The sequence below is a fragment of the Janthinobacterium sp. SUN026 genome, from assembly GCF_030397625.1.
In the GTDB taxonomy this organism is placed as follows: Bacteria; Pseudomonadota; Gammaproteobacteria; order Burkholderiales; family Burkholderiaceae_D; genus Janthinobacterium; species Janthinobacterium kumbetense.
On sequence record NZ_JAPQNU010000001.1, the window covers coordinates 2,009,598 to 2,028,523 of the forward strand.

18 protein-coding genes are annotated in these 18,926 nt (G+C 64.9%); 13 read left to right on the top strand and 5 right to left on the bottom strand.

Going from position 1 to position 18,926, the window contains the following annotated elements:
- Positions 1–7: 7 nt before the first annotated feature.
- From OX459_RS09175 to OX459_RS09210, 8 genes are read left to right on the top strand one after another with little or no spacing between them, the layout of a single operon-like run.
- A complete protein-coding gene (locus tag OX459_RS09175; protein ID WP_099667567.1) occupies positions 8–700 on the top strand; it encodes an amino acid ABC transporter permease in 693 nt (230 codons plus the stop codon).
- 1 nt (position 701) lies between these two features.
- Positions 702–1,352, top strand: a complete 651-nt coding sequence (locus tag OX459_RS09180; RefSeq protein ID WP_251348358.1) for an amino acid ABC transporter permease — start codon at positions 702–704, stop codon at positions 1,350–1,352.
- Entirely contained in the window at positions 1,339–2,073 is a 735-nt protein-coding gene (locus OX459_RS09185) for an amino acid ABC transporter ATP-binding protein (protein WP_099667569.1), read from the top strand. The genes OX459_RS09180 and OX459_RS09185 overlap by 14 nt, the downstream gene beginning before the upstream one ends.
- A complete protein-coding gene (locus OX459_RS09190) occupies positions 2,070–2,816 on the top strand; it encodes a TIM barrel protein (protein ID WP_289904722.1) in 747 nt (248 codons plus the stop codon). Before OX459_RS09185 ends, OX459_RS09190 begins: the two co-directional genes overlap by 4 nt.
- Positions 2,813–3,787 (top strand): sugar kinase, encoded by a 975-nt coding sequence (locus tag OX459_RS09195; RefSeq protein WP_289904723.1) that lies wholly within the window; start codon positions 2,813–2,815, stop codon positions 3,785–3,787. Before OX459_RS09190 ends, OX459_RS09195 begins: the two co-directional genes overlap by 4 nt.
- Positions 3,788–3,807: 20 nt before the next feature.
- Positions 3,808–4,806, top strand: a complete 999-nt coding sequence (locus OX459_RS09200) for a D-glycerate dehydrogenase (RefSeq protein WP_289904724.1) — start codon at positions 3,808–3,810, stop codon at positions 4,804–4,806.
- Positions 4,803–5,819, top strand: coding sequence for a porin (locus OX459_RS09205; protein ID WP_289904725.1), 1,017 nt, complete (start codon positions 4,803–4,805; stop codon positions 5,817–5,819). The genes OX459_RS09200 and OX459_RS09205 overlap by 4 nt, the downstream gene beginning before the upstream one ends.
- 12 nt (positions 5,820–5,831) lie before the next feature.
- Positions 5,832–6,833, top strand: a complete 1,002-nt coding sequence (locus OX459_RS09210) for a Gfo/Idh/MocA family oxidoreductase (RefSeq protein ID WP_289904726.1) — start codon at positions 5,832–5,834, stop codon at positions 6,831–6,833.
- Positions 6,834–7,037: 204 nt separating this feature from the next.
- On the opposite strand, the gene lysS is transcribed toward OX459_RS09210, so the two are convergent.
- The 3 genes from lysS to prfB form a co-directional block, all read right to left on the bottom strand.
- Positions 7,038–8,567 carry a lysine--tRNA ligase gene (lysS, locus tag OX459_RS09215; RefSeq protein WP_099667574.1) on the bottom strand — a complete coding sequence of 510 codons (1,530 nt, stop codon included), beginning with the start codon at positions 8,565–8,567 and terminating at the stop codon, positions 7,038–7,040.
- 18 nt (positions 8,568–8,585) lie between these two features.
- Positions 8,586–9,281: an HAD family phosphatase gene (locus OX459_RS09220; protein WP_289904727.1), complete on the bottom strand. Its 696-nt coding sequence runs from the start codon at positions 9,279–9,281 to the stop codon at positions 8,586–8,588.
- A 2-nt stretch (positions 9,282–9,283) separates the two neighbouring features.
- Positions 9,284–10,388, bottom strand: a protein-coding gene (gene prfB / locus OX459_RS09225) for a peptide chain release factor 2 (RefSeq protein ID WP_150130978.1) whose coding sequence is annotated in 2 segments (ribosomal slippage) — positions 9,284–10,306 and positions 10,308–10,388 — 1,104 coding nt in all. Because the reading frame shifts where the segments join, the coding sequence is not laid out codon by codon here.
- A gap of 202 nt (positions 10,389–10,590) precedes the next feature.
- Between prfB and OX459_RS09230 the strand changes: the two genes are divergently transcribed.
- Positions 10,591–12,624 carry a bifunctional 2',3'-cyclic-nucleotide 2'-phosphodiesterase/3'-nucleotidase gene (locus tag OX459_RS09230; RefSeq protein WP_289904728.1) on the top strand — a complete coding sequence of 678 codons (2,034 nt, stop codon included), beginning with the start codon at positions 10,591–10,593 and terminating at the stop codon, positions 12,622–12,624.
- Positions 12,621–13,109: a hypothetical protein gene (locus tag OX459_RS09235; RefSeq protein ID WP_289904729.1), complete on the top strand. Its 489-nt coding sequence runs from the start codon at positions 12,621–12,623 to the stop codon at positions 13,107–13,109. Before OX459_RS09230 ends, OX459_RS09235 begins: the two co-directional genes overlap by 4 nt.
- A gap of 9 nt (positions 13,110–13,118) precedes the next feature.
- Here the strand turns inward: OX459_RS09235 and OX459_RS09240 are convergent, their stop codons facing one another.
- Together OX459_RS09240 and OX459_RS09245 are read right to left on the bottom strand one after the other, a co-directional pair.
- Positions 13,119–13,532 (bottom strand): hypothetical protein, encoded by a 414-nt coding sequence (locus OX459_RS09240; RefSeq protein WP_289904730.1) that lies wholly within the window; start codon positions 13,530–13,532, stop codon positions 13,119–13,121.
- Between the two features lie 24 nt (positions 13,533–13,556).
- A complete protein-coding gene (locus OX459_RS09245; RefSeq protein ID WP_289904731.1) occupies positions 13,557–14,465 on the bottom strand; it encodes a hypothetical protein in 909 nt (302 codons plus the stop codon).
- Between the two features lie 366 nt (positions 14,466–14,831).
- Here OX459_RS09245 and OX459_RS09250 point away from each other — a divergent pair, with 366 nt between their 5' ends.
- The 3 genes from OX459_RS09250 to OX459_RS09260 all read left to right on the top strand — a co-directional run bounded on the left by OX459_RS09250 (position 14,832) and on the right by OX459_RS09260 (position 18,916).
- Positions 14,832–15,989 carry an ABC transporter substrate-binding protein gene (locus tag OX459_RS09250; RefSeq protein WP_046682990.1) on the top strand — a complete coding sequence of 386 codons (1,158 nt, stop codon included), beginning with the start codon at positions 14,832–14,834 and terminating at the stop codon, positions 15,987–15,989.
- A gap of 85 nt (positions 15,990–16,074) precedes the next feature.
- Positions 16,075–16,965, top strand: coding sequence for a branched-chain amino acid ABC transporter permease (locus OX459_RS09255; RefSeq protein ID WP_034782923.1), 891 nt, complete (start codon positions 16,075–16,077; stop codon positions 16,963–16,965).
- A gap of 7 nt (positions 16,966–16,972) precedes the next feature.
- Positions 16,973–18,916 carry a branched-chain amino acid ABC transporter ATP-binding protein/permease gene (locus OX459_RS09260; RefSeq protein WP_289904732.1) on the top strand — a complete coding sequence of 648 codons (1,944 nt, stop codon included), beginning with the start codon at positions 16,973–16,975 and terminating at the stop codon, positions 18,914–18,916.
- Positions 18,917–18,926: the final 10 nt, after the last annotated feature.

Below are 18,926 nucleotides of genomic sequence, written 5' to 3' on the forward strand. Positions count from 1 at the left end.
GTTGAGTATGCCGTATGAATTTCATTTCGAACTCGTCATGCAATCGCTGGACCGCCTGCTGTGGGGCGCGGCGCTGACGATACGCCTGAGCGCCCTGTCCATGGTGCTGGGGCTGGCGGTGGGCGTGTGCGCCGCCGTCATCCTGAAGAACGGTCCCGCCTATGCCCGCGCGGCGGTACGCGCGTATGTCGAGGTGATCCGCAGCACGCCGTTCCTGGTGCAGCTGTTCATCATCTACTTCGGCTTGCCGTCGCTGGGCTTGCAGCTCGACGCGAACGGCGCCGCCCTGGTCGCCATGACGGTCAACCTGGGCGCCTACGCGGCGGAAATCGTGCGCGCCGGCATCGGCGCCGTGCATCCGTCGCAGCTGGAAGCGGCCCAGGCGCTGGGCATGACGCGCTGGCAGGTGATGCGCCACGTGGTGCTGCTGCCGGCGCTGGAAAAAGTGTATCCGGCGCTGGCCAGCCAGTTCACGCTGATGATGCTCGCCTCGAGCGTCGTGTCGGCCATTTCCGCCGAAGAGCTGACCGCCGCCGCCCACCTGCTCGACGCGGAAACCTTCCGCAGCTTCGAGATCTACATCGTCGTGATGGTGCTGTACATCCTGCTGGCCCTGCTGTTCCGCTTCGGCTTCTGGGTGCTGGGCCAGATCGTCTTCAAACGCCGCCGCCGTCTGGGCGCGGTGCGCATGGGAGCATGACATGATCAGTGACTTTTCCTGGGATAACCTGCAATTCCTGCTCGAGGCCACGCGCTGGACCATCGGCCTGTCGCTGATCGTCTTTATCACGGGCGGCATCGCCGGCTTCGCGGTGGCGCTGCTGCGCACGGCGCGCAGCCGATTCCTGCGCTGCATCAGCGCCCTGTACATCCAGCTGATCCAGGGCACGCCCGTGCTGATCGTGCTGTTTTTGACTTATTACGGGCTGGCCCTGTTCGGCTACAAGCTGTCGCCGGTCATCGCGGCCGGCGCGGCGATGACGATCTTTGCCAGCGCCTACCTGGGCGAGATCTGGCGCGGCTGTATCGAAGGCGTGCAGCGGCAGCAGTGGGAGGCGTCCGCCGCGCTGGCGCTGAACCGCTACCAGCAGCTGCGCTACGTCATCCTGCCGCAGGCGCTGCGCCATTCGCTGCCGCCGACGGTGGGCTTCATGGTGCAGATCATCAAGAACACTTCGATCACCTCGATCATCGGCGTGGTGGAACTGACGCGGGCAGGGCAACTGGTCAGCAATGCGACCTTCCTGCCTTTCATCGTCTTCCCCATCGTCGCCCTGATCTATTTCGCGCTGTGCTATCCGCTGTCGCGCTACAGCCATTCACTGGAAAGGAAATTCCATGCCCATCGTTGAAATCGACCATATCAGCAAGAGCTTCGGCGCCAACCACGTGCTCAAGGGCGTGTCGTTCGCCGTCGAGCGGGGCCAGGTGATCGCCGTGATCGGCCGCAGCGGCTCCGGCAAGAGCACCATGTTGCGCTGTATCAATGGCCTGGAAACCATCGACAGTGGCAGCATCGTCGTGGCCGGCCACACGCTGACGGCGCGCCAGGAACATCTGCTCGACTTGCGCAAGGATGTCGGCATGGTCTTCCAGAGCTATAACCTGTTCCCCCACCTGACCGTGGAAGAAAACGTCATGCTGGCGCCGCGCATCGTCAAGAAGGTGCCCGACGCCCAGGGCCGCGCCACGGCGCTGCGCGTGCTCAAGCAGGTGGGCCTGGACCACAAGCGCGAGGCCTATCCCGAGCAGCTGTCGGGCGGCCAGCAGCAGCGCGTGGCGATCGCCCGTTCGCTGGCGATGGAGCCGCAGGTGATGCTGTTCGACGAAGTGACGTCGGCGCTCGATCCGGAACTGACGCAGGAAGTGCTGAAGGTGATGGAAGAGCTGGCGCAGGCGGGCATGACGATGCTGCTGGTGACGCACGAGATGGAGTTCGCGCGGCGCATGGCCGACGTCACCGTCTTCATGCACCAGGGATTGGTGTGGGAGAGCGGGCCGTCGGAAGCCTTTTTCAGCAATCCGCAAACGCCCGAAGCGCGCCAGTTCGTCGGCGCGGGAGCGATCAAGTGAGCCCCGTCCTGGTGGCGGCGTCGGCCTACGGCGCAAGCAGGGTAAGGCAGCTGGGGCAAAGCCAGTTCGTCGACGTGGTGGCCGATGCGGGCGGCGCCGGCATCGAGATCCGCCGCGAACTGTTTACTTCCGACTTGCCGGACCTGGCGCGCATGGGCGCGGCGGTGGCCGCGCGCGGCCTGTACTGCGTGTATTCCACGCCCATCGAATTGTGGGGCGCGGACGGCTTGCCGCAGCACGCGCTGCTGCAGCAGATGCTGGACGAGGCGGCGCGGCTGGGAGCGCGCTACCTGAAGGTGTCGCTCGGTCATTACCCGGCCGCGCCGGACCTGGCGGCCTTGCACGCCCAACTGGCTGCCGCGCCCGTGGTGCTGCTGGTGGAAAACGACCAGACGGCCCATGGCGGCAAGCTGGCGACTATGGCGCGCTTCCTGGCGGCGGCGGACAAAGCGGGGCTGCCCGTGGGGCTGACCTTCGACATCGGCAACTGGCGCTGGGTGGGCGAGGATGCGCAGCAGGCGGCGCGCCTGCTGGCGCCGTACGTGCGTTATGTGCATTGCAAGGCTGTCCTTGACGACGGCGGAAGGCTGTCCGCCTGCGCCGTTTCCGACGCCGATCCGGCCTGGCGCGCCGTCTTCGCGCATTTTGCGCCGGGCGTGCAGCGGGCCATCGAATTCCCGCTCGAGGGTGCCGACCTGGTGGCCGAAACGGGCCGCTACATTCAGATGCTGGAGGCCGCATGATGGCGCAGGAACCGAATCAAGGGGCGCACGCGCTCGACGTCGTCACCTATGGCGAGGCGATGGCGATGTTTGTTGCCGAGCAAACGGGCGACCTGGCGGCCGTGGCGCACTTCACGCGCCGCCTGGCCGGTGCCGAGACGAATGTCGCCATCGGCCTGGCGCGCCTGGGCTTGCGGGTCGGCTGGCTGAGCCGGGTGGGCGACGATTCTTTCGGCCGCTTCATCCGCACCAGCGTGCAGGCCGAAGGCGTCGATTGCAGCCGGGTCGTCACCGTCGCCGGCCAGTCCAGCGCCTTCCTGCTCAAGGAAAAGGCCGAGAACGGCGCCGATCCGCTGGTCGAATACTTCCGCAAGGGTTCCGCCGCCAGCCGGCTGGCGCCCGAGCATTTCGACCCCGCCTATTTCCTGTCCGCGCGCCACCTGCACGCCACGGGCGTGGCCGCGGCGCTGTCCGAGACCAGCCTGGCGTTCGCCGGCCAGGCGCTCGACTTCATGCGCGCCAACGGCCGGAGCGTGTCGTTCGACCCGAACCTGCGGCCCTCGCTGTGGCCGTCGCAAGCCGTCATGGTCGAACAGATCAACCGCCTGGCCGCCAAGGCGGACTGGGTGCTGCCCGGCCTGGGGGAGGGAAAAATCCTCACCGGCCACGACCTGCCGCACGACGTCGCCGGCTTTTACCTGCAGCGCGGCGCGCGGCTGGTGGTTGTCAAGCTGGGCGCCGACGGCGCCTATTTCCGCACGGCCGAGGGCGACAGCGGCATGGTGCCGGGCGAGCGCGTGGCCAACGTGGTCGACACGGTGGGCGCCGGCGACGGCTTCGCGGCCGGCCTGGTCAGCGCCTTGCTGGAAGGCTTGCCGCTGGCGCAGGCGGTGGGGCGCGGCAACCGGGTCGGCGCCTTCGCCATCCAGGTGGCCGGCGACATGGAAGGCTTGCCGACCCGCGCCCAGCTCGATGCGCTGGTTCCATCTTGAACCGTACAGGGGAAATACTCGTGAAAAAACATGTGGTTGTGTACAAAAAACTGGCCGAGCCGCTGCTGGCGCGCCTGCGCGCCGAATGCGAGGTGACGTATTTCGAGGCGATCGATGCGGGCAACCGCGCCGCATTCGCCGCCGCCATCCGCGGCGCGCACGGCTTGCTGGGTGCCAGCGTGCGCCTGGACCGCGAACTGCTGGACCCGGCGGAAGAGCTGCGCATCATTTCCACCATTTCGGTGGGCGTCGACCAGTTCGACGTCGATTACTTGCGCGAACGGGGCATCTTGCTGGCCAATACGCCGGACGTGCTGACGGAAACGACGGCCGACACGATCTTCGCGCTGATCCTCGCCAGCGCGCGGCGCGTCGTTGAGCTAGCCGAATTCGTCAAGGCGGGACGCTGGACGCGCAGCGTGGGCGAAAGCCAGTATGGCGTCAACGTGCATGGCAAGACCATCGGCATGCTGGGCATGGGCCGCATCGGCCGCGCCGTCGCCCGCCGCGCCGCGCTGGGCTTCGGCATGCAGGTGCTGTACGTGAACGGCGAAGCCGTGCCCGAAGTGGAGGCGGCGCTGGGCGCGCGCCAGGTGGCGCTCGACGACTTGCTGGCCGGGTCGGACTTCGTCTGCGTGGTGCTGCCGCTGACGGCGCAGACGGAACGCATGATGGGCAGGCGCGAGTTCGCGCTGATGCGCCCCGGCGCCATCTTCATCAACGGTTCGCGCGGGCGCATCGTCGACGAGGCGGCGCTGATCGAGGCGCTGCAGCAGGGCAGCATCCACGGCGCCGGTCTCGACGTGTTCGAGCGCGAACCGCTGGCGCCGGACAATCCGCTGCCGCGCATGGCGAACGTGGTGGCGCTGCCGCATATCGGCTCGGCCACGCACGAAACGCGCTACGCCATGGCGCAGCAGGCCGTGGACAACCTGCTGGCCGGTTTGCGCGGCGAGCGTCCGCGCCACCTGGTGAGCCAGGAACAGTTTTCACAAGAAGATCGACAGGGCAAGACATGAAGAAGAAGGTAGTAGGGGCAATGATCATCGGCGCCGGCAGCGGCTTGTGCTGCGCGCAGTCGAACGTGGCCGTGTACGGCATCATGGACATGGGCGTGGTGTCCGAGAGCGGCGGCGCCGGCGGCAGGGTGCTCAAGGTGACGAGCGGCATCGCCAATGGCTCGCGGCTCGGTTTCAAGGGCAGCGAAGACCTGGGCGGCGGCATGACGGCGCTGTTTACGATGGATGCGGGCATTCTGGCCGACACGGGCGCTTCGGCCCAGGGCGGCCTGCTGTTCGGGCGCCAGGCCTTCGTCGGCCTGGGCGGCGCGGCGGGCACGCTGCGGCTGGGCCGCCAGTATACGTTCATCGACAGCAGCCTGGGGGCGCTGGACCCGTTCTACCTGGGTTTTGCGGGCAGGATGAGCAACGTCTTCACGGCCGGCTACATCAGCCGCGTCGACAACAGCATCACCTACAGCTCGCCCGTGCGCGGCGGCCTTTCCGGCGAACTGGCGTACGGTTTCGGCGAAGTGCCCGGTGATGCTTCGGCCAGGCGCTACACGGGCGCGGCGGCCACCTATGCCAGCGGGCCGCTGTATGTGCGCCTGGCGCACCAGGATGCCAACACCCTGTCAAACGCGCTGGTGGCGGGCAGGGCGCGCAACACGGTGCTGGGCGCCACCTGGGACTTCGGCGTGGTCAAGGCGCATGGCGCCGTCGCCGTCAGCGAGAGCACGGCGGGCGCCGCCACCACGGTCGACAGCGCGGACCTGATGCTGGGCGCCACCGTGCCTTTTGGCCCGCACCGCGTCCTGTTCTCGTACGTGCGGCGCGACGACCGGCGCGCCGCCAACGGCGACGCTTCCCAGGTCGGCATCGGCTACACCTATGCGCTGTCGAAGCGCAGCACCTTGTACGCGGCTTACGCGCATATCGATAACCGCAACGGCGCCGCCTACGTGGTGGGCAACGCCACCGACAACGGCACCGGCAACCAGGCCTGGAACCTCGGCCTGCGCCACACTTTTTAACGGGAGAATCGAATGAAGAAAATCGGATGGATACTGGTCGGCGCCAGCACCGTGGCGCGCGAATGGATGGTCGACGCGATCCGCCAGCAGGGCGACGCGGAAGTGCTGGCCGTGGTCAGCCGGGACGCTGCGCGCGGCGCCGCCTTTGCCGAGCAGTTCGGCATCGCCGCCAGCTATACCGACCTCGATGCGGCGCTGGCCCATCCGGGCGCGGACGCCGTCTACATCAGCACCACCAACGAGTGGCACATGGCGCAGACCTTGCAGGCGGCGCGCGCGGGCAAGCACGTGCTGTGCGAGAAGCCGCTGGCGCTGAACCTGGACGACGCGCGCCGCATGGTGGACGGTTGCGCCGAGGCGGGCGTGGTGCTGGGGATTAACCACCACCTGCGCAACGCCGCCAGCCACGGCAAGGTGCGCGAGCTGATACGCGCGGGAGAGATCGGCCAGCCCCTGTATGGCCGCGTGCTGCACGCGAATAATCTGCCGCAGCATTTGCGCGGCTGGCGCCTGGACGCGCCGGAGTCGGGTGGTGTCACGCTCGACATGTTCGTGCACGATGTCGACACCCTGCGCTTCCTGCTGGACTCGGAACCGCGCCACGTCACTGCCTGCGCCACCAGCGGCGGCATGACGGTGGCCGGGCTGGAAGAGGGCCTGATGGCCGTCATCGAATTCGACAACGGCACCCTGGTGCAGGTGCACGACGCGTTCAACGCGCCGTATTCGCTGTCCGGCGTGGAAATCATCGGCACCAAGGGCACCATCTTCGCCACGGGCGTGATGACGCAGCGTCCCGTCGGCAGCATTACCCTGACGAGCGACGGCGGCAGCGTCGACATCCCCGTCGAGCATGAAAACCTGTACGTGCGCTCGGTGCGCGCCTTCCAGCGCGCCATGCGCGGCGAAGGGCAGCCTGCCGCCACCGGCGACGACGGCATGCGCGCGCTCGCCACCGCATTGGCGGCGCAGCAGGCCAGCCGCAGCCACCAGCGCGTGACCGTGGCCGGCTGACGGCCTGCGGGAGACGTAAAAAAGCCGCCTGATCGCAAGACCAGGCGGCTTTTTTTTGCCTTGAAGCATCGAACGCCTGAAAAATTGTAGCGAGCGGATGGGAGTTGCGGCTAAGAAGCGCAACTGTGCTAGGCACGGGGCCGCCGAGGCAGTGAGCATCGCAGGCCGCAAATCGCGACGCGCAGTAGATTTTTCAGGTGTTCATCACTCTTCGCGGCGCAGGTGCGGGAACAGCAGGACGTCGCGGATGTTCGGCGAATCCGTGATGATCATCATCAGGCGGTCGATACCGATGCCGCAGCCGCCGGCTGGCGGCATGCCGTATTCCAGCGCGCGGATGTAGTCGGCGTCGTAGAACATCGCCTCTTCATCGCCGGCGTCCTTGGCGGCGACTTGCGCCAGGAAGCGGGCCGACTGGTCTTCCGCGTCGTTCAACTCGGAGAAGCCGTTGGCGATTTCGCGGCCCACCATGAACAGCTCGAAGCGTTCCGTGATGCCAGCCACCGTGTCGGAAGCGCGCGCCAGTGGCGACACTTCGACCGGGTAGTCGATGATGTAGGTCGGTTCCCACAGCTGCGCTTCAGCCGTTTCTTCGAACAGCGCCAGTTGCAGCGCGCCCAGGCCGGCCGTGGCGAACGGCTTGACGCCGAATTTTTTCAGCTCTTCCTTGATGAATTCGGCATCGTTCAACTGCTCGGCGGTGTAACCTGGAGCATACTTGTTGATCGCTTCGACGATGGTCAGACGGTGGAACGGTTTTGCCAGATCCAGTTCGCGGCCGCCGTAGGTCAGGGTGGCGGTGCCGTGCGCGTCGATGGCGGCCTGGCGGATGACGGCTTCCGTGAAGTCCATCAGCCATTTGTAGTCGGTGTAGGCCGCGTAGAATTCCATCATCGTGAATTCAGGGTTGTGACGGATCGACACGCCTTCGTTGCGGAAGTTGCGGTTGATCTCGAACACGCGGTCGAAGCCGCCCACGACCAGGCGTTTCAGGTACAGCTCGGGCGCGATGCGCAGGAACATCTGCATGTCGAGCGCATTGTGGTGCGTGATGAACGGTTTTGCCGCGGCGCCGCCCGGGATCGTGTGCAGCATCGGCGTTTCCACTTCCATGAACTCGTTCTTTTCCATGAAGCGGCGGATCGACGAGATGGCGGCGGTACGCGCCTTGAAGGTGCGACGCGTCTCTTCGTTCATGATCAGGTCGACGTAGCGCTGGCGGTACTTCGTTTCCTGGTCGGCCAGGCCGTGGAATTTGTCCGGCAGCGGGCGCAGCGACTTGGTGATCAGGCGCAGTTCCGTGACCTTGATGGTCAGTTCGTCCGTCTTGGTCTTGAACAGGGTGCCCGTCACGCCCAGGATATCGCCCAGGTCATAGTGGTGCAGGGCGGCCATGGCCGCTTCGCCGGTCAGGTCCAAGGTGGCGTAGATCTGGATGCGGCCGTCGGCCTTCGGGCCGGAGGCGTCTTGCAGGGTGGCGAAAGCGGCTTTCTTGCCCGCTTCGCGCTTGAGCATCATGCGGCCGGCCAGCACCACGGTGACAGGTTCGGCTTCCAGCTCTTCGCGCGTCTTGCCGCCGTATTGCGCGTGCAGGTCGGCCGCCTTGTGCTCGGGGCGGAAATCGTTCGGGAAGGCGACGCCTTGTTCGCGCAGTGCTGCCAGCTTGACGCGGCGCTCGGCGATGATCTTGTTTTCATCGGGGGCGGCGGCTTGTTCTTGGATATCCGTAGTCATGGTGTTCTTCGTTGGTGATTATTGATGATGTGGCGCCAGCGCTGGCGCCACGCTGGCAAACAGTGCGTCGACGTCGAGTGCGGAGAAATCCGGCACGATGGCAATGACGTTGTCGAAGGCGGCAAACGCCTCGGCCGGCAGGGTGGTGGTAAGCACCACGACCCGCATGCCGGCGCGGCGCGCCGCTTCCACGCCCAGGGGCGCGTCTTCGAAGACGATGCAGTCTTGCGGCAGCACGCCGGCCAGCAGCGCGCCTTTCAGGAAAACGTCCGGGTGCGGCTTGCCCCGCTCCACGTCGGCGGCGCCGACGATGGCGTCGAAGCGGTGGCGCAGGTCCAGGCCATCGAGCGTGAACGCGATGTTCTCGTTCGGCGCTGCCGTGCCCACCACCAGCCCGACGCCAGCCTGGCGCGCGCTGGCGATCAGCCGGTCGAAGCCAGGCACCGTGGCCAGATGCGGGCCATACAGTTCGCGGTAGACGACTTCCTTTTCCGCCAGCAGGGTGACGTGGTCGGCATCCGCGCCCAGGTACTTGGCGATGATTTCGTGTCCCTGCCGTCCCGCCGTGTCGCGGAAAAAGGCATCCGCGTCCAGCGCATGGCCGTGGCGTTCAAAGAACGCCAGCCACGATGTCGTGTGGAAGGCCATGTTGTCGACGATCGTGCCATCCATGTCGAACAGGAAGGCGCGCTGCACCGGAGCGGATGCGTTCATCCTTATACGCCTTGCTTGAGCGAGGCGGAAATGAACTCGTCGATGTCGCCATCGAGCACTCCCTTGGTATTGCCCGTCTCGAAACCGGTACGCAAGTCCTTGATGCGGGACTGGTCCAGCACGTAGGAGCGGATCTGGTGACCCCAGCCCACGTCCGTCTTCGAGTCTTCCAGCTTCTGCTGTTCGCTCATGCGCTTGCGCAGTTCATGCTCGTACAGTTTCGCTTTCAGCATTTCCATCGCTTCGGCGCGGTTGCGGTGCTGCGAACGGTCGTTCTGGCACTGCACCACGATGCCGGTCGGCGCATGGGTCATGCGGACGGCGGAGTCGGTCTTGTTGATGTGCTGACCGCCGGCGCCCGACGCGCGGTAGGTGTCGACGCGGATATCGGCCGGGTTGACGTCGATCTCGATCGAATCGTCGACTTCCGGGTACACGAACAGCGACGTAAACGAGGTGTGGCGGCCGTTGGCCGAGTCGAATGGCGACTTGCGCACCAGGCGGTGCACGCCCGTTTCCGTGCGCAGGAAGCCGTAGGCGTGATCGCCCTCGACCTTCAGGGTGGCCGTCTTGATGCCGGCGACCTCGCCGTCGGACTGCTCCAGGATTTCGACCTTGAAGCCCTTGCGTTCGCAATAGCGCAGGTACTGGCGCAGCAGCATCGAGGCCCAGTCCTGGGCTTCCGTGCCGCCGGCGCCGGCCTGGATGTCGATGAAGCAGTTGTTCGGGTCCATCGGATTGTTGAACATCCGGCGGAATTCCATGCTTTCGATGACCTTGCGGATTTCCTGCACGTCCTGCTCGATCGCTTCGAGCGTCTCGTCGTCGCCTTCTTCGCGGGCCATGTCGAACAGGTCGCGGGTGTCGCGCAGGTCGGCATCGGCCTTGGCCAGGGTGAAGACGATGGCTTCCAGCGCCTTCTTCTCTTTACCGAGGTCCTGGGCGCGCTTGGGATCGTTCCAGACGGTTGGATCTTCCAGCTCTTCGTTGACTTGCTCTAGTTTCTCCGACTTGACAGTGAAGTCAAAGATACCTCCGAAGTTCGGCTTCGCGGACCGTCAGGTCGTTGAGCAGGGCGGAGATGATATTGATGCGTTCGGCTTCCATAATGTTCTGGTCTTCTATGGTGAAATCAAACCTTGAATTATACGCGAGCGCGGCCGGTTTCTGATGCCGGCGGCGCCGAATCGATGCCGCGCGGGGCAATAATATGGCGATTTTGCTGTATTTGCGACAATATTTTTGCCTTGATGATGGCTGCCGTGCTGCGTATGATGCTGGCGATATTGTCTTTCCACAGGAATACATCATGCTTCAACTTCCCCGTCTCGCCCTGTTACCGCTGCTGCTGGCCGGCTGCGGCGCCTTGCCGCCCGCCGCCACCGGACCTGCCCGGGCGCCATCGGCCGCGCCGGCCGGCAGCAGCGCCACGCTGGCCCTGCTGGAGACGACGGACTTGCACGCGAATGTGCTCAGTTATGATTACTACAAGCTGCAGGCGGAACCCTCGATCGGCCTGGAACGCACGGCGGCCTTGATCGCGCAGGCGCGCGCGCAGTATCCGAACAACCTTTTGCTCGACAACGGCGACACCATCCAGGGCACGGCGCTGGCCGACTACCAGGCCCTCGTGAAACCGCTGGCCTGCGACCAGACCCTGGCCATCTACAAGGCCATGAATCTGCTGAAGGTGGACGGCGGCGGCATCGGCAACCACGAATTCAACTACGGCCTGGCGTTTTTGAGCCAGGTGACGGGCAACCAGTTTGACGTCGACAGCGTCGATGCTAGTAAGCCGCGCTGCGCCGGCCCCGCGTTCCCGCAAGTGCTGGCCAACGTCTACAGCGTCAAGACGGGCAAGCCCCTGTTTGCGCCATATCACATCATCGACAAGCAGATCACGGCCACCGGCCCCGATGGCAAGGCCATCACCGCCACCGTGAAGGTGGGCATCATCAGCTTCGCGCCGCCCACCATCATGGCCTGGGACAAGCGCTGGCTCGAAGGCCGCGTCTACACGCAGGGCGTGCGCGAGACGGCGGAAAAATTCATTCCGGAGATGCGCGCCAGGGGCGCCGAGCTGGTGGTGGCGATCTCGCACGGCGGCCTCGATGACAGCCCGTATTCGCCGACCATGGAAAACGGCAATTACTACCTGTCGCAAGTGCCGGGCGTGGACGCCATGCTGATCGGCCATTCGCACCAGCTGTTCCCGAACGCGGCCAGCACGGTGCCGCAGTTTAATCTGCCCGGCGTCGACAAGGCCCGTGGCTTGGTCAACGGCGTGCCCACCGTGATGGCCAATTTGTGGGGCAAGCACCTGGGCGTGATCGGTTTGCGCCTGCGCCACGACGGCAAGCAGTGGGTGGTCGACAAGAGCGCCACGACGGTGGAAGCGCGCGGCATCCAGAATGCGGACAAGAGTTACGTCCAGCCCGACGCAGCCATCGCCGCACTGGTGGCGGAGGAGCACGCGGCCACCATCGCCTACGTGCAGACGCCGGTCGGCGCCACCGACTTCCGCATGTCGACGTATTTCGCCGACGTGGGCGACGTCAGCGCCATCGAGGTGGTGAACCAGGCGCAGGCGGGCTATCTGGCCGCGTATGTGAAGGCGAACCTGCCGCAGTACGCGCACCTGCCCGTGCTGTCGATGTCGTCGCCATTCAAGAGCGGTTCGGCCGGCGTGTCCGATTACACGGACGTCAAGGCGGGCAACGTGGCGCTGAACAACGCGGCTGATTTGTATCTGTATCCGAACGCGCTGTACGGCGTGAAGATGACGGGCGCGGAACTGAAAGCGTGGCTGGAGCAGTCGGCGCGGCGCTTCAATACCATCGATGTCAACAAGACCGAGCCGCAGGAACTGGTCAACACGGCCCATCCGAGCTACAACTTCGACACGCTCACGAGCGCCGACGTGCGTTACCAGATCGACGTCACGCAGCCGCCGGGCCAGCGCATCCAGGGCTTGACGTTCAAGGGCAAGCCGGTGGACGCCAGCCAGGAATTCCTCATCGCGACGAATAACTACCGCGCCAGCGGCGGCGGCAATTTCCCCGGCCTCGATGGCAGCAAGACGGTGGTGGCCTCGCCCGACAACAACCGCGAACTGCTGATCGCCTACGTCACGCAGCAGAAAAACCTGACGCGCGCGAAAAACGGCTCGGCGCGCAGCTGGACCTTCGCCAGGGCCGCGACGAAAGGCCCGGTGGTCTTCCACTCCGCGCCGAACGTGATCGAGCTGGCGAAAGCGGCCGGCATCGATAACGTCACGCAGTTGAAGCTTGACGACGGCGCCGGCAAGGGCTTTGCGCTGTATCAGCTCGACCTGTCGAAATGAAGGCATGGGTGTTTGTCGTCGCCCTGGCCGTATCGCCGCTGGCATCGGCAGGGCCGGACCTCACGGCCCAGGCCAAGGTCTTGATGCGCGCGGGCGAGGCGACCCAGCCGCAGGCGCGCGCCCTGTTCGAGCACGCGGCGGGGCAGGGCAGCGGTCCTGCCGCGTATTACCTGGGCTTGATGCACAAGAACGGCATGGGCGGCCCGCAGGACAGCGCCGCCGCGCTGCGCTGGCTGGAACTGGCCGCGCAACGCGGCGTGGCGCCAGCCATGTTCATCGTGGCGAACATGCTGCAGGACGCCGATGAAACACGGGCGCGTCACTGGCTGGACGCCGCCTGCGACCTGGACTACCCGGAAGCGCTGCAGCAGAAATCCGTCGCCCTGGGCGAAGGGCGCATGGGCTATGCGCACAGCGAAGAACAGGCGAACCTGTACCTGAAAATGGCCACGCATGCGATGGGGCACCGTCCTCCCGAGCCCTGAGGCGCCCGCCTACGCCGCTTCTTCTTTCTTCGGCCTGGCCCGCAGGCTGGCCGCCGCCTCGCCGATGGCGAACGGGTCGCGAGACAGGATGGCGGCGCCCAGGTCGACCAGCCTGGCGGCCGCGCTGATGGCGGCCTTGACGTCGGCGATGCGCTTGAGCTGCTGCTTGCCCCTGGCGATGGCGCCCTCGATATCGCCGCGCGCCTGCTCGGCGCCGGCGGCCGTCAGCGCGATGCCGTAGGCGCGGAACAGCGCCACCATCTGGTCCAGGTGGTTTTCATATTGTTCCAGCAGTGCGCGCTCGTCCGGCGTGAGCGCTTCCCGTTCGCGGATGCGCAATTCCAGCACCAGGCTCGATGCCTGCGCCAGGCTGTCGGCGATGGCGTAGCTTTGGTCTTTCGTCAGTTCGGTCAGTTGGGCCATGGGATTCTCCGGTGGGCCTGTCATTTACCAGCGGGCGGGGGCATAGAACGCCGCCTGCCGCTGCAGCGTGGCGACGTCGCGTGAAAACTGCGCCAGCTGCCGTTCCAGTTCGGGCGCCTGCAGGCGCTCGAGATTGGTCCGCAGCGCCGCCACGCTCGCTTGAAGCGTGTCGACGGCGACGACGTAGGCGGCGACGATCTTTTCCCTTTCCTGCAATTGCCGGCCTTCCAGGTGCAATCGCGTGCGGATGTAATTGGCGGCCAGCGGTTCGCGCGGCGCGGCGTTGTCGACGGCGCCGCGCAACTGGGCCAGGTCGCGCAATTCATCCTGCAGGCCGGCACGGTAGCTGCGCTGGGCATATTCCTTGAGCGCATTGCTGACGATATCGACGGCTTCCTGCTCGTCGAGCAATTCGCGCAATGCCGATTTCTGCAGGCGCTGCGTGGCCAGGCGGCTCAGGTGTTCGCTCAATTTGACGACCTTGGCCAGCTTGTCCGCATCGAGCAGGGGCGCGCCGCCGTCCGGCTGCGCCAGGCCGCCCAGCGCATTGCCGAGTCCGCCAAATTCTTCCTTGTAGACGGGAAGCTTGTCGTCGGCCAGCGCCGCCAGGGTATGGGCGTAGCGCAGCAGGACGTCGTTCAGGCTGGCGATCGATACGCTGGCTTGCGCGATGGCGGCGCAATCGGCGCGCGCCGCCTGTTCGCTCGCTTGCGCATCGAAACGCTCTGCCAGGATCAGGCGCTTGCGCATGGACTTGTCCATGCAGCTGTGGACGCCGCCCGCCAGCATGGGTTCGAAGTGGACCGACATCTTTTGCGTCTGCTCGGCAAAGGTGCGCACGGGCGCCAGGTCGGTGGCGCAGCCGCCCAGCAGCAGGCTGGCGCCGGCGCCGAGTAGCAAGGGAAAAATGAGTGAATTTGACGCGCGCTGCATATCGCCTCCATGCGGTGGGAGTGGCTGACGGGGCCGGCGCGCATGCGCTGGCATGGCCGACGTTAGCATGCTGAGCAGTGGCGGTATTGCGCCAGATCAGCATGCTGTCGCAGTCGTCGGGCGGCCCTGTACCGGCGGCAGGACTGTTGCCAAATGGCGCAGGTGCGCCAATTTGCGCCATATTTTCCTTACAAAAGACTGACAACAGGCCTGCAATTGCGGCTTTTCCGCATGTTGCGACGCGTCATATGTAGTTGTTGCTGGTGCATGTTTACTCACCTACAATGATTTATCGATGGGGCGGTTATCCAGCGTACGACTATAAAAATAAGTGGCATTAAAAACGTTGTATCAGAGGAGATGACAATGAATTTGAAACAGAAATTGCTCGTGGCAAGTTTGGTTTTGGGTTTCTCGCAGGCGGCAGTCGCAGCCGACCCCATCAAGATCGGCGTGTCCGGACCGTTTACGGGCGGTTCCGCGCCGATGGGCGTGTCGATGCGCGACGGCGTCAAGCTGGCCGTCGCTGAAATCAATGCCAAGGGCGGCGTGCTGGGCCGTTCCCTGCTGCTCATCGAGCGCGATGACGAAGCGAAGAACGAACGCGGCGTGCAGATCGCCCAGGAACTGATCAACAAGGAAAAGGTCGCCGCCACCGTCGGCTACATCAACACGGGCGTGGCCCTCGCTTCGCAGCGTTTCTACCAGGAAGCGAAGATTCCCGTCATGAACAATGTGGCGACGGGTTCCATCGTCACCAAGCAATTCGCCGACCAGCCGGAAAACTACATCTTCCGCAATGCGGCCAATGACACCATCCAGTCCGGCATGATCGTGCACGAGGCGATCGAAAACCGCAAGTTCAAGAAAGTGGCGATCCTGGCCGACTCCACCAACTATGGCCAGCTGGGCCGCGAAGATCTGGAAAAGGCGCTGGACAAGAAGGGCATCAAGCCCGTCGTCGTGGAAAAATACAACATCAAGGACGTCGACATGACGGCCCAGTTGCTGAAAGCCAAGCAGGCGGGCGCGGAAGTCGTGCTGACCTACGGCATCGGCCCGGAACTGGCGCAGATCGCCAACGGCATGGAAAAACTGGGCTGGAAAGTGCCGCTGATCGGCAGCTGGACCCTGGCCATGGGTAACTTCATCGACAACGCGGGCAAGAACGGCAACGGTACGCGCATGCCGCAAACCTTCATCCAGGACGCCAGCACGCCGAAACGCAAGGCCTTCATCGACGCCTACGTGGCCGCCTACAAGCCATCGGGCGGACGCATGCCGTCGGCCGTCTCGGCTGCGCAAGGCTACGATTCCATCTACCTGCTGGCCGCGGCCATCACGCAGGCGGGCGGCACGGACGGCCCGAAAGTGCGCGCCGCGCTGGAAAACCTGAACGAAAAGGTGGAAGGCGCCGTCACCACCTACAACAAACCGTTCAGCAAGACCAACCATGAAGCGATCACGGCCGACCTGACCGTGTTTGGCGAAGTCAAGGACGGCAAGGTCGTCCTCGCGAAATAAGCCTGGCGGACAGTCGCCGCGCAGTGGCCAGCCTTGAGGAATCAGGACTGGCCATTTTTTCATCTTTCGTCTTCCGGGGAATACCATGGAAATCTTCCTGCAGCTCGTCTTCAGCGGCATCGCGCTGGGCATGATCTATGCCGTCATCGCCTTCGGCTACCAGCTGACCTTTGCCACTTCCGGCACCCTCAATTTCGGCCAGGGCGAATCCCTGATGCTGGGCGCGCTCGTGGGCCTCTCCCTGGTGGGCACCATCCATGGCGGGCCGTACATGAGCTATCTGCTGATGATCCCCATCGTCATCGTCTTCGGCGCCTTGCAGGGCGTGTTCGTCGAATGGATAGGCGTGCGGCCCGCCATCAAGATCAAGTCCGAATTCGGCTGGATCATGTCGACCATCGCGCTGGCCATCATTTTCAAGAACGTGGCGGAAAACATCTGGGGCAAGGATGACCTGATGTTCCCGTCGCCGCTGTCGGCCGCGCCGTTCCAGGTATTCGGCGCCAATGTGCAGCAGATGCAGGTGGCCGTCATCGTCGGCGCGCTGGCCATCATGCTGGCCGTGGAAGTATTTAACCGCAAGTCGATCTATGGCAAGGCCGTCGTGGCGACGGCCAATGACCGCGACGCGGCCGGTTTGATGGGCATCAACACGGGCATGGTCATCACGTTTTCCTACGCGCTGTCGTCGGCCACGGCCGCCTTTGCGGGCGTGCTGGTGGCGCCGCTGACCCTGACGGGCGCGACCATGGGCGCTTCGCTGGGCTTGAAAGCGTTTGCCGTGGCCATCATCGGCGGCCTGACGTCGGGCGTGGGCGCCATCGTCGGCGGGCTGATCCTGGGCATCGCCGAGACGACCACCGGCTACTACATCTCCACCGGCTACAAGGAAGTGCCTGGCCTGCTGCTCCTGCTGCTGGTGCTGGCCATCAAGCCGTCCGGCCTGTTCGGCAAAGCCGCGATCAAGAAAGTCTGAGGACGACATGAACAAGAAAATCACCATGCTGGCGTTGAGCGCGGCGGGACTGGCCGTGCTCGCGCTGTTCCCCATCGTCATTCCGAACCCATATTACATCCACCTGGCCGAGACCATATTGATCTATGCCATCCTGCTGTTCGGTCTCGATATCGTCGTCGGCTACACGGGGCAGGTGTCGCTGGGCCACGCGGGACTGTTCGGCATCGGCTCCTACGCCACGGGCGTGCTGGTGTTCAAGCTGGGCGCGCCGTTCTGGCTGGCCATCCCCGCCAGCATCCTGGGCGCGGCCGTCTTCGGCGCCATCCTGGCCTTGCCGGCCCTGCGCGTGACGGGGCCCTACCTGGCGATGGTGACCCTGGCCTTCGGCACCATCGTGCAAATCCTGATCAATGAAATGAGCTTCCTGACGGAAGGGCCGATGGGCATTAAGATCCACAAGCCCGTCCTGTTCGGCCACAAGCTTTCCGAGGTCGAGTACTACTACATGGTCGCCGCGCTGCTGGTGATCTCGCTGGTGGTGGTGCACCGCATTCTGAAATCGAACCTGGGCCGGGCCTTCGAAGCCTTGCGCGACAGCCCCATCGCCTCGGACTGCATGGGCGTGTCCGTGTACCGCTACAAGGTGTATGCCTTCGTCATCAGCGCCGGCTTCGCGGGCCTGGCCGGCAGCCTGTATGCGTATTCGGAAGAGTACATTTCGCCCAATACCTACAACTTCGAGCTGACGATATTGTTCCTGCTGGCCGTCATCATGGGCGGACGCAAGACGCGTTCCGGCGCCCTGATCGGCGCCCTGATCGTCGTCATGCTGCCCAGCCTGCTGTCGGATATCGAATTGTTCCGCAAGATCGCCGTCGGCGCCGCCGTGCTGGGCGTGATCGGATCCATCATCATGCTGGCGAAGAAGCGCTCCACCGTGCGCGGCGTGCTCGTGCCCCTGGTGGCCACCATCGGCCTGGCCGCGTATTCGTACAAGCTGGAAAACATGGTCGACTGGCGCCTGACCATCTTCGGCCTGATGACCTTATTTGTCGTGTACTACCTGCAGGACGGCATCGTCGGCTTCCTGATGAGCTTTATCGGCAAGGGCCGGCGCCATGTGGAAGCCGTCGCTTCGCACGGCGTGGCGCCGTTCGACCATGCCCAGGGCGGGCAGCAGGGCGCGACCCTGCTGCGCGTGGAGCAGGCCCTGATGCAGTTCGGCGGCCTGAAAGCGCTGAACCAGGTGGACTTGAACGTCACGCAGGGCTCCGTGCACGGCTTGATCGGGCCGAACGGCTCGGGCAAGAGCACGATGATGAACGTGCTGACTGGGATCTACAAGCCGACGGCGGGCAAGGTGGAATTTGCCGGCGTGGTGATTTCCGGCCGCACGCCGTCCGAAATCGCCCTGGGCGGCGTGGCGCGCACCTTCCAGAACGTGCAGCTGTTCGGCGAGATGACGGCGACGGAAAACGTGCTGGTGGGCTTGCACAACACGTTCAAATCGAACGTGCTGGACGTGATGCTGCATACGCCCCGCTACAAGCGCGAAGAGAAGGCGGCGCGCGAGCGGGCCGCCAGCATCCTCGAATTCGTCGGCCTGGCCGACCTGGCCAACGAAGAGGCGCGCAATTTGCCGTACGGCAAGCAGCGGCTGCTGGAAATCGGCCGCGCGCTGGGCCTGAACCCGCGCCTGCTGCTGCTCGACGAGCCGGCGGCGGGCCTGACGGCGCCCGACATCAAGGAATTGATGGCCATCATCCGCAAGATCCGCGAGCACGGCATCACCATCATCCTGATCGAGCATCACATGGACGTGGTGATGGCCCTGTCGGACGTGGTGACGGTGCTGGACTTCGGCCAGAAGATCGCCGAAGGCGTGCCGAGTGCCGTGCAGGGTGACCCGAAGGTGATCGAAGCCTACCTGGGCGGCAGCGCCGAAACCCTGGCGCCAGCGGCGCATTGAGAGGAAGACC

Bases quoted from the DNA above. Each gene is read 5' to 3' on its own strand.
- OX459_RS09175 (WP_099667567.1), top strand. From the start codon at position 8: ATGCCGTATGAATTTCATTTCGAACTCGTCATGCAATCGCTGGACCGC.
- OX459_RS09180 (WP_251348358.1), top strand. From the start codon at position 702: ATGATCAGTGACTTTTCCTGGGATAACCTGCAATTCCTGCTCGAGGCC.
- OX459_RS09185 (WP_099667569.1), top strand. From the start codon at position 1,339: ATGCCCATCGTTGAAATCGACCATATCAGCAAGAGCTTCGGCGCCAAC.
- OX459_RS09195 (WP_289904723.1), top strand. From the start codon at position 2,813: ATGATGGCGCAGGAACCGAATCAAGGGGCGCACGCGCTCGACGTCGTC.
- OX459_RS09205 (WP_289904725.1), top strand. From the start codon at position 4,803: ATGAAGAAGAAGGTAGTAGGGGCAATGATCATCGGCGCCGGCAGCGGC.
- OX459_RS09210 (WP_289904726.1), top strand. From the start codon at position 5,832: ATGAAGAAAATCGGATGGATACTGGTCGGCGCCAGCACCGTGGCGCGC.
- lysS (WP_099667574.1), bottom strand. From the start codon at position 8,567: ATGACTACGGATATCCAAGAACAAGCCGCCGCCCCCGATGAAAACAAG.
- OX459_RS09220 (WP_289904727.1), bottom strand. From the start codon at position 9,281: ATGAACGCATCCGCTCCGGTGCAGCGCGCCTTCCTGTTCGACATGGAT.
- OX459_RS09230 (WP_289904728.1), top strand. From the start codon at position 10,591: ATGCTTCAACTTCCCCGTCTCGCCCTGTTACCGCTGCTGCTGGCCGGC.
- OX459_RS09235 (WP_289904729.1), top strand. From the start codon at position 12,621: ATGAAGGCATGGGTGTTTGTCGTCGCCCTGGCCGTATCGCCGCTGGCA.
- OX459_RS09240 (WP_289904730.1), bottom strand. From the start codon at position 13,532: ATGGCCCAACTGACCGAACTGACGAAAGACCAAAGCTACGCCATCGCC.
- OX459_RS09245 (WP_289904731.1), bottom strand. From the start codon at position 14,465: ATGCAGCGCGCGTCAAATTCACTCATTTTTCCCTTGCTACTCGGCGCC.
- OX459_RS09250 (WP_046682990.1), top strand. From the start codon at position 14,832: ATGAATTTGAAACAGAAATTGCTCGTGGCAAGTTTGGTTTTGGGTTTC.
- OX459_RS09255 (WP_034782923.1), top strand. From the start codon at position 16,075: ATGGAAATCTTCCTGCAGCTCGTCTTCAGCGGCATCGCGCTGGGCATG.
- OX459_RS09260 (WP_289904732.1), top strand. From the start codon at position 16,973: ATGAACAAGAAAATCACCATGCTGGCGTTGAGCGCGGCGGGACTGGCC.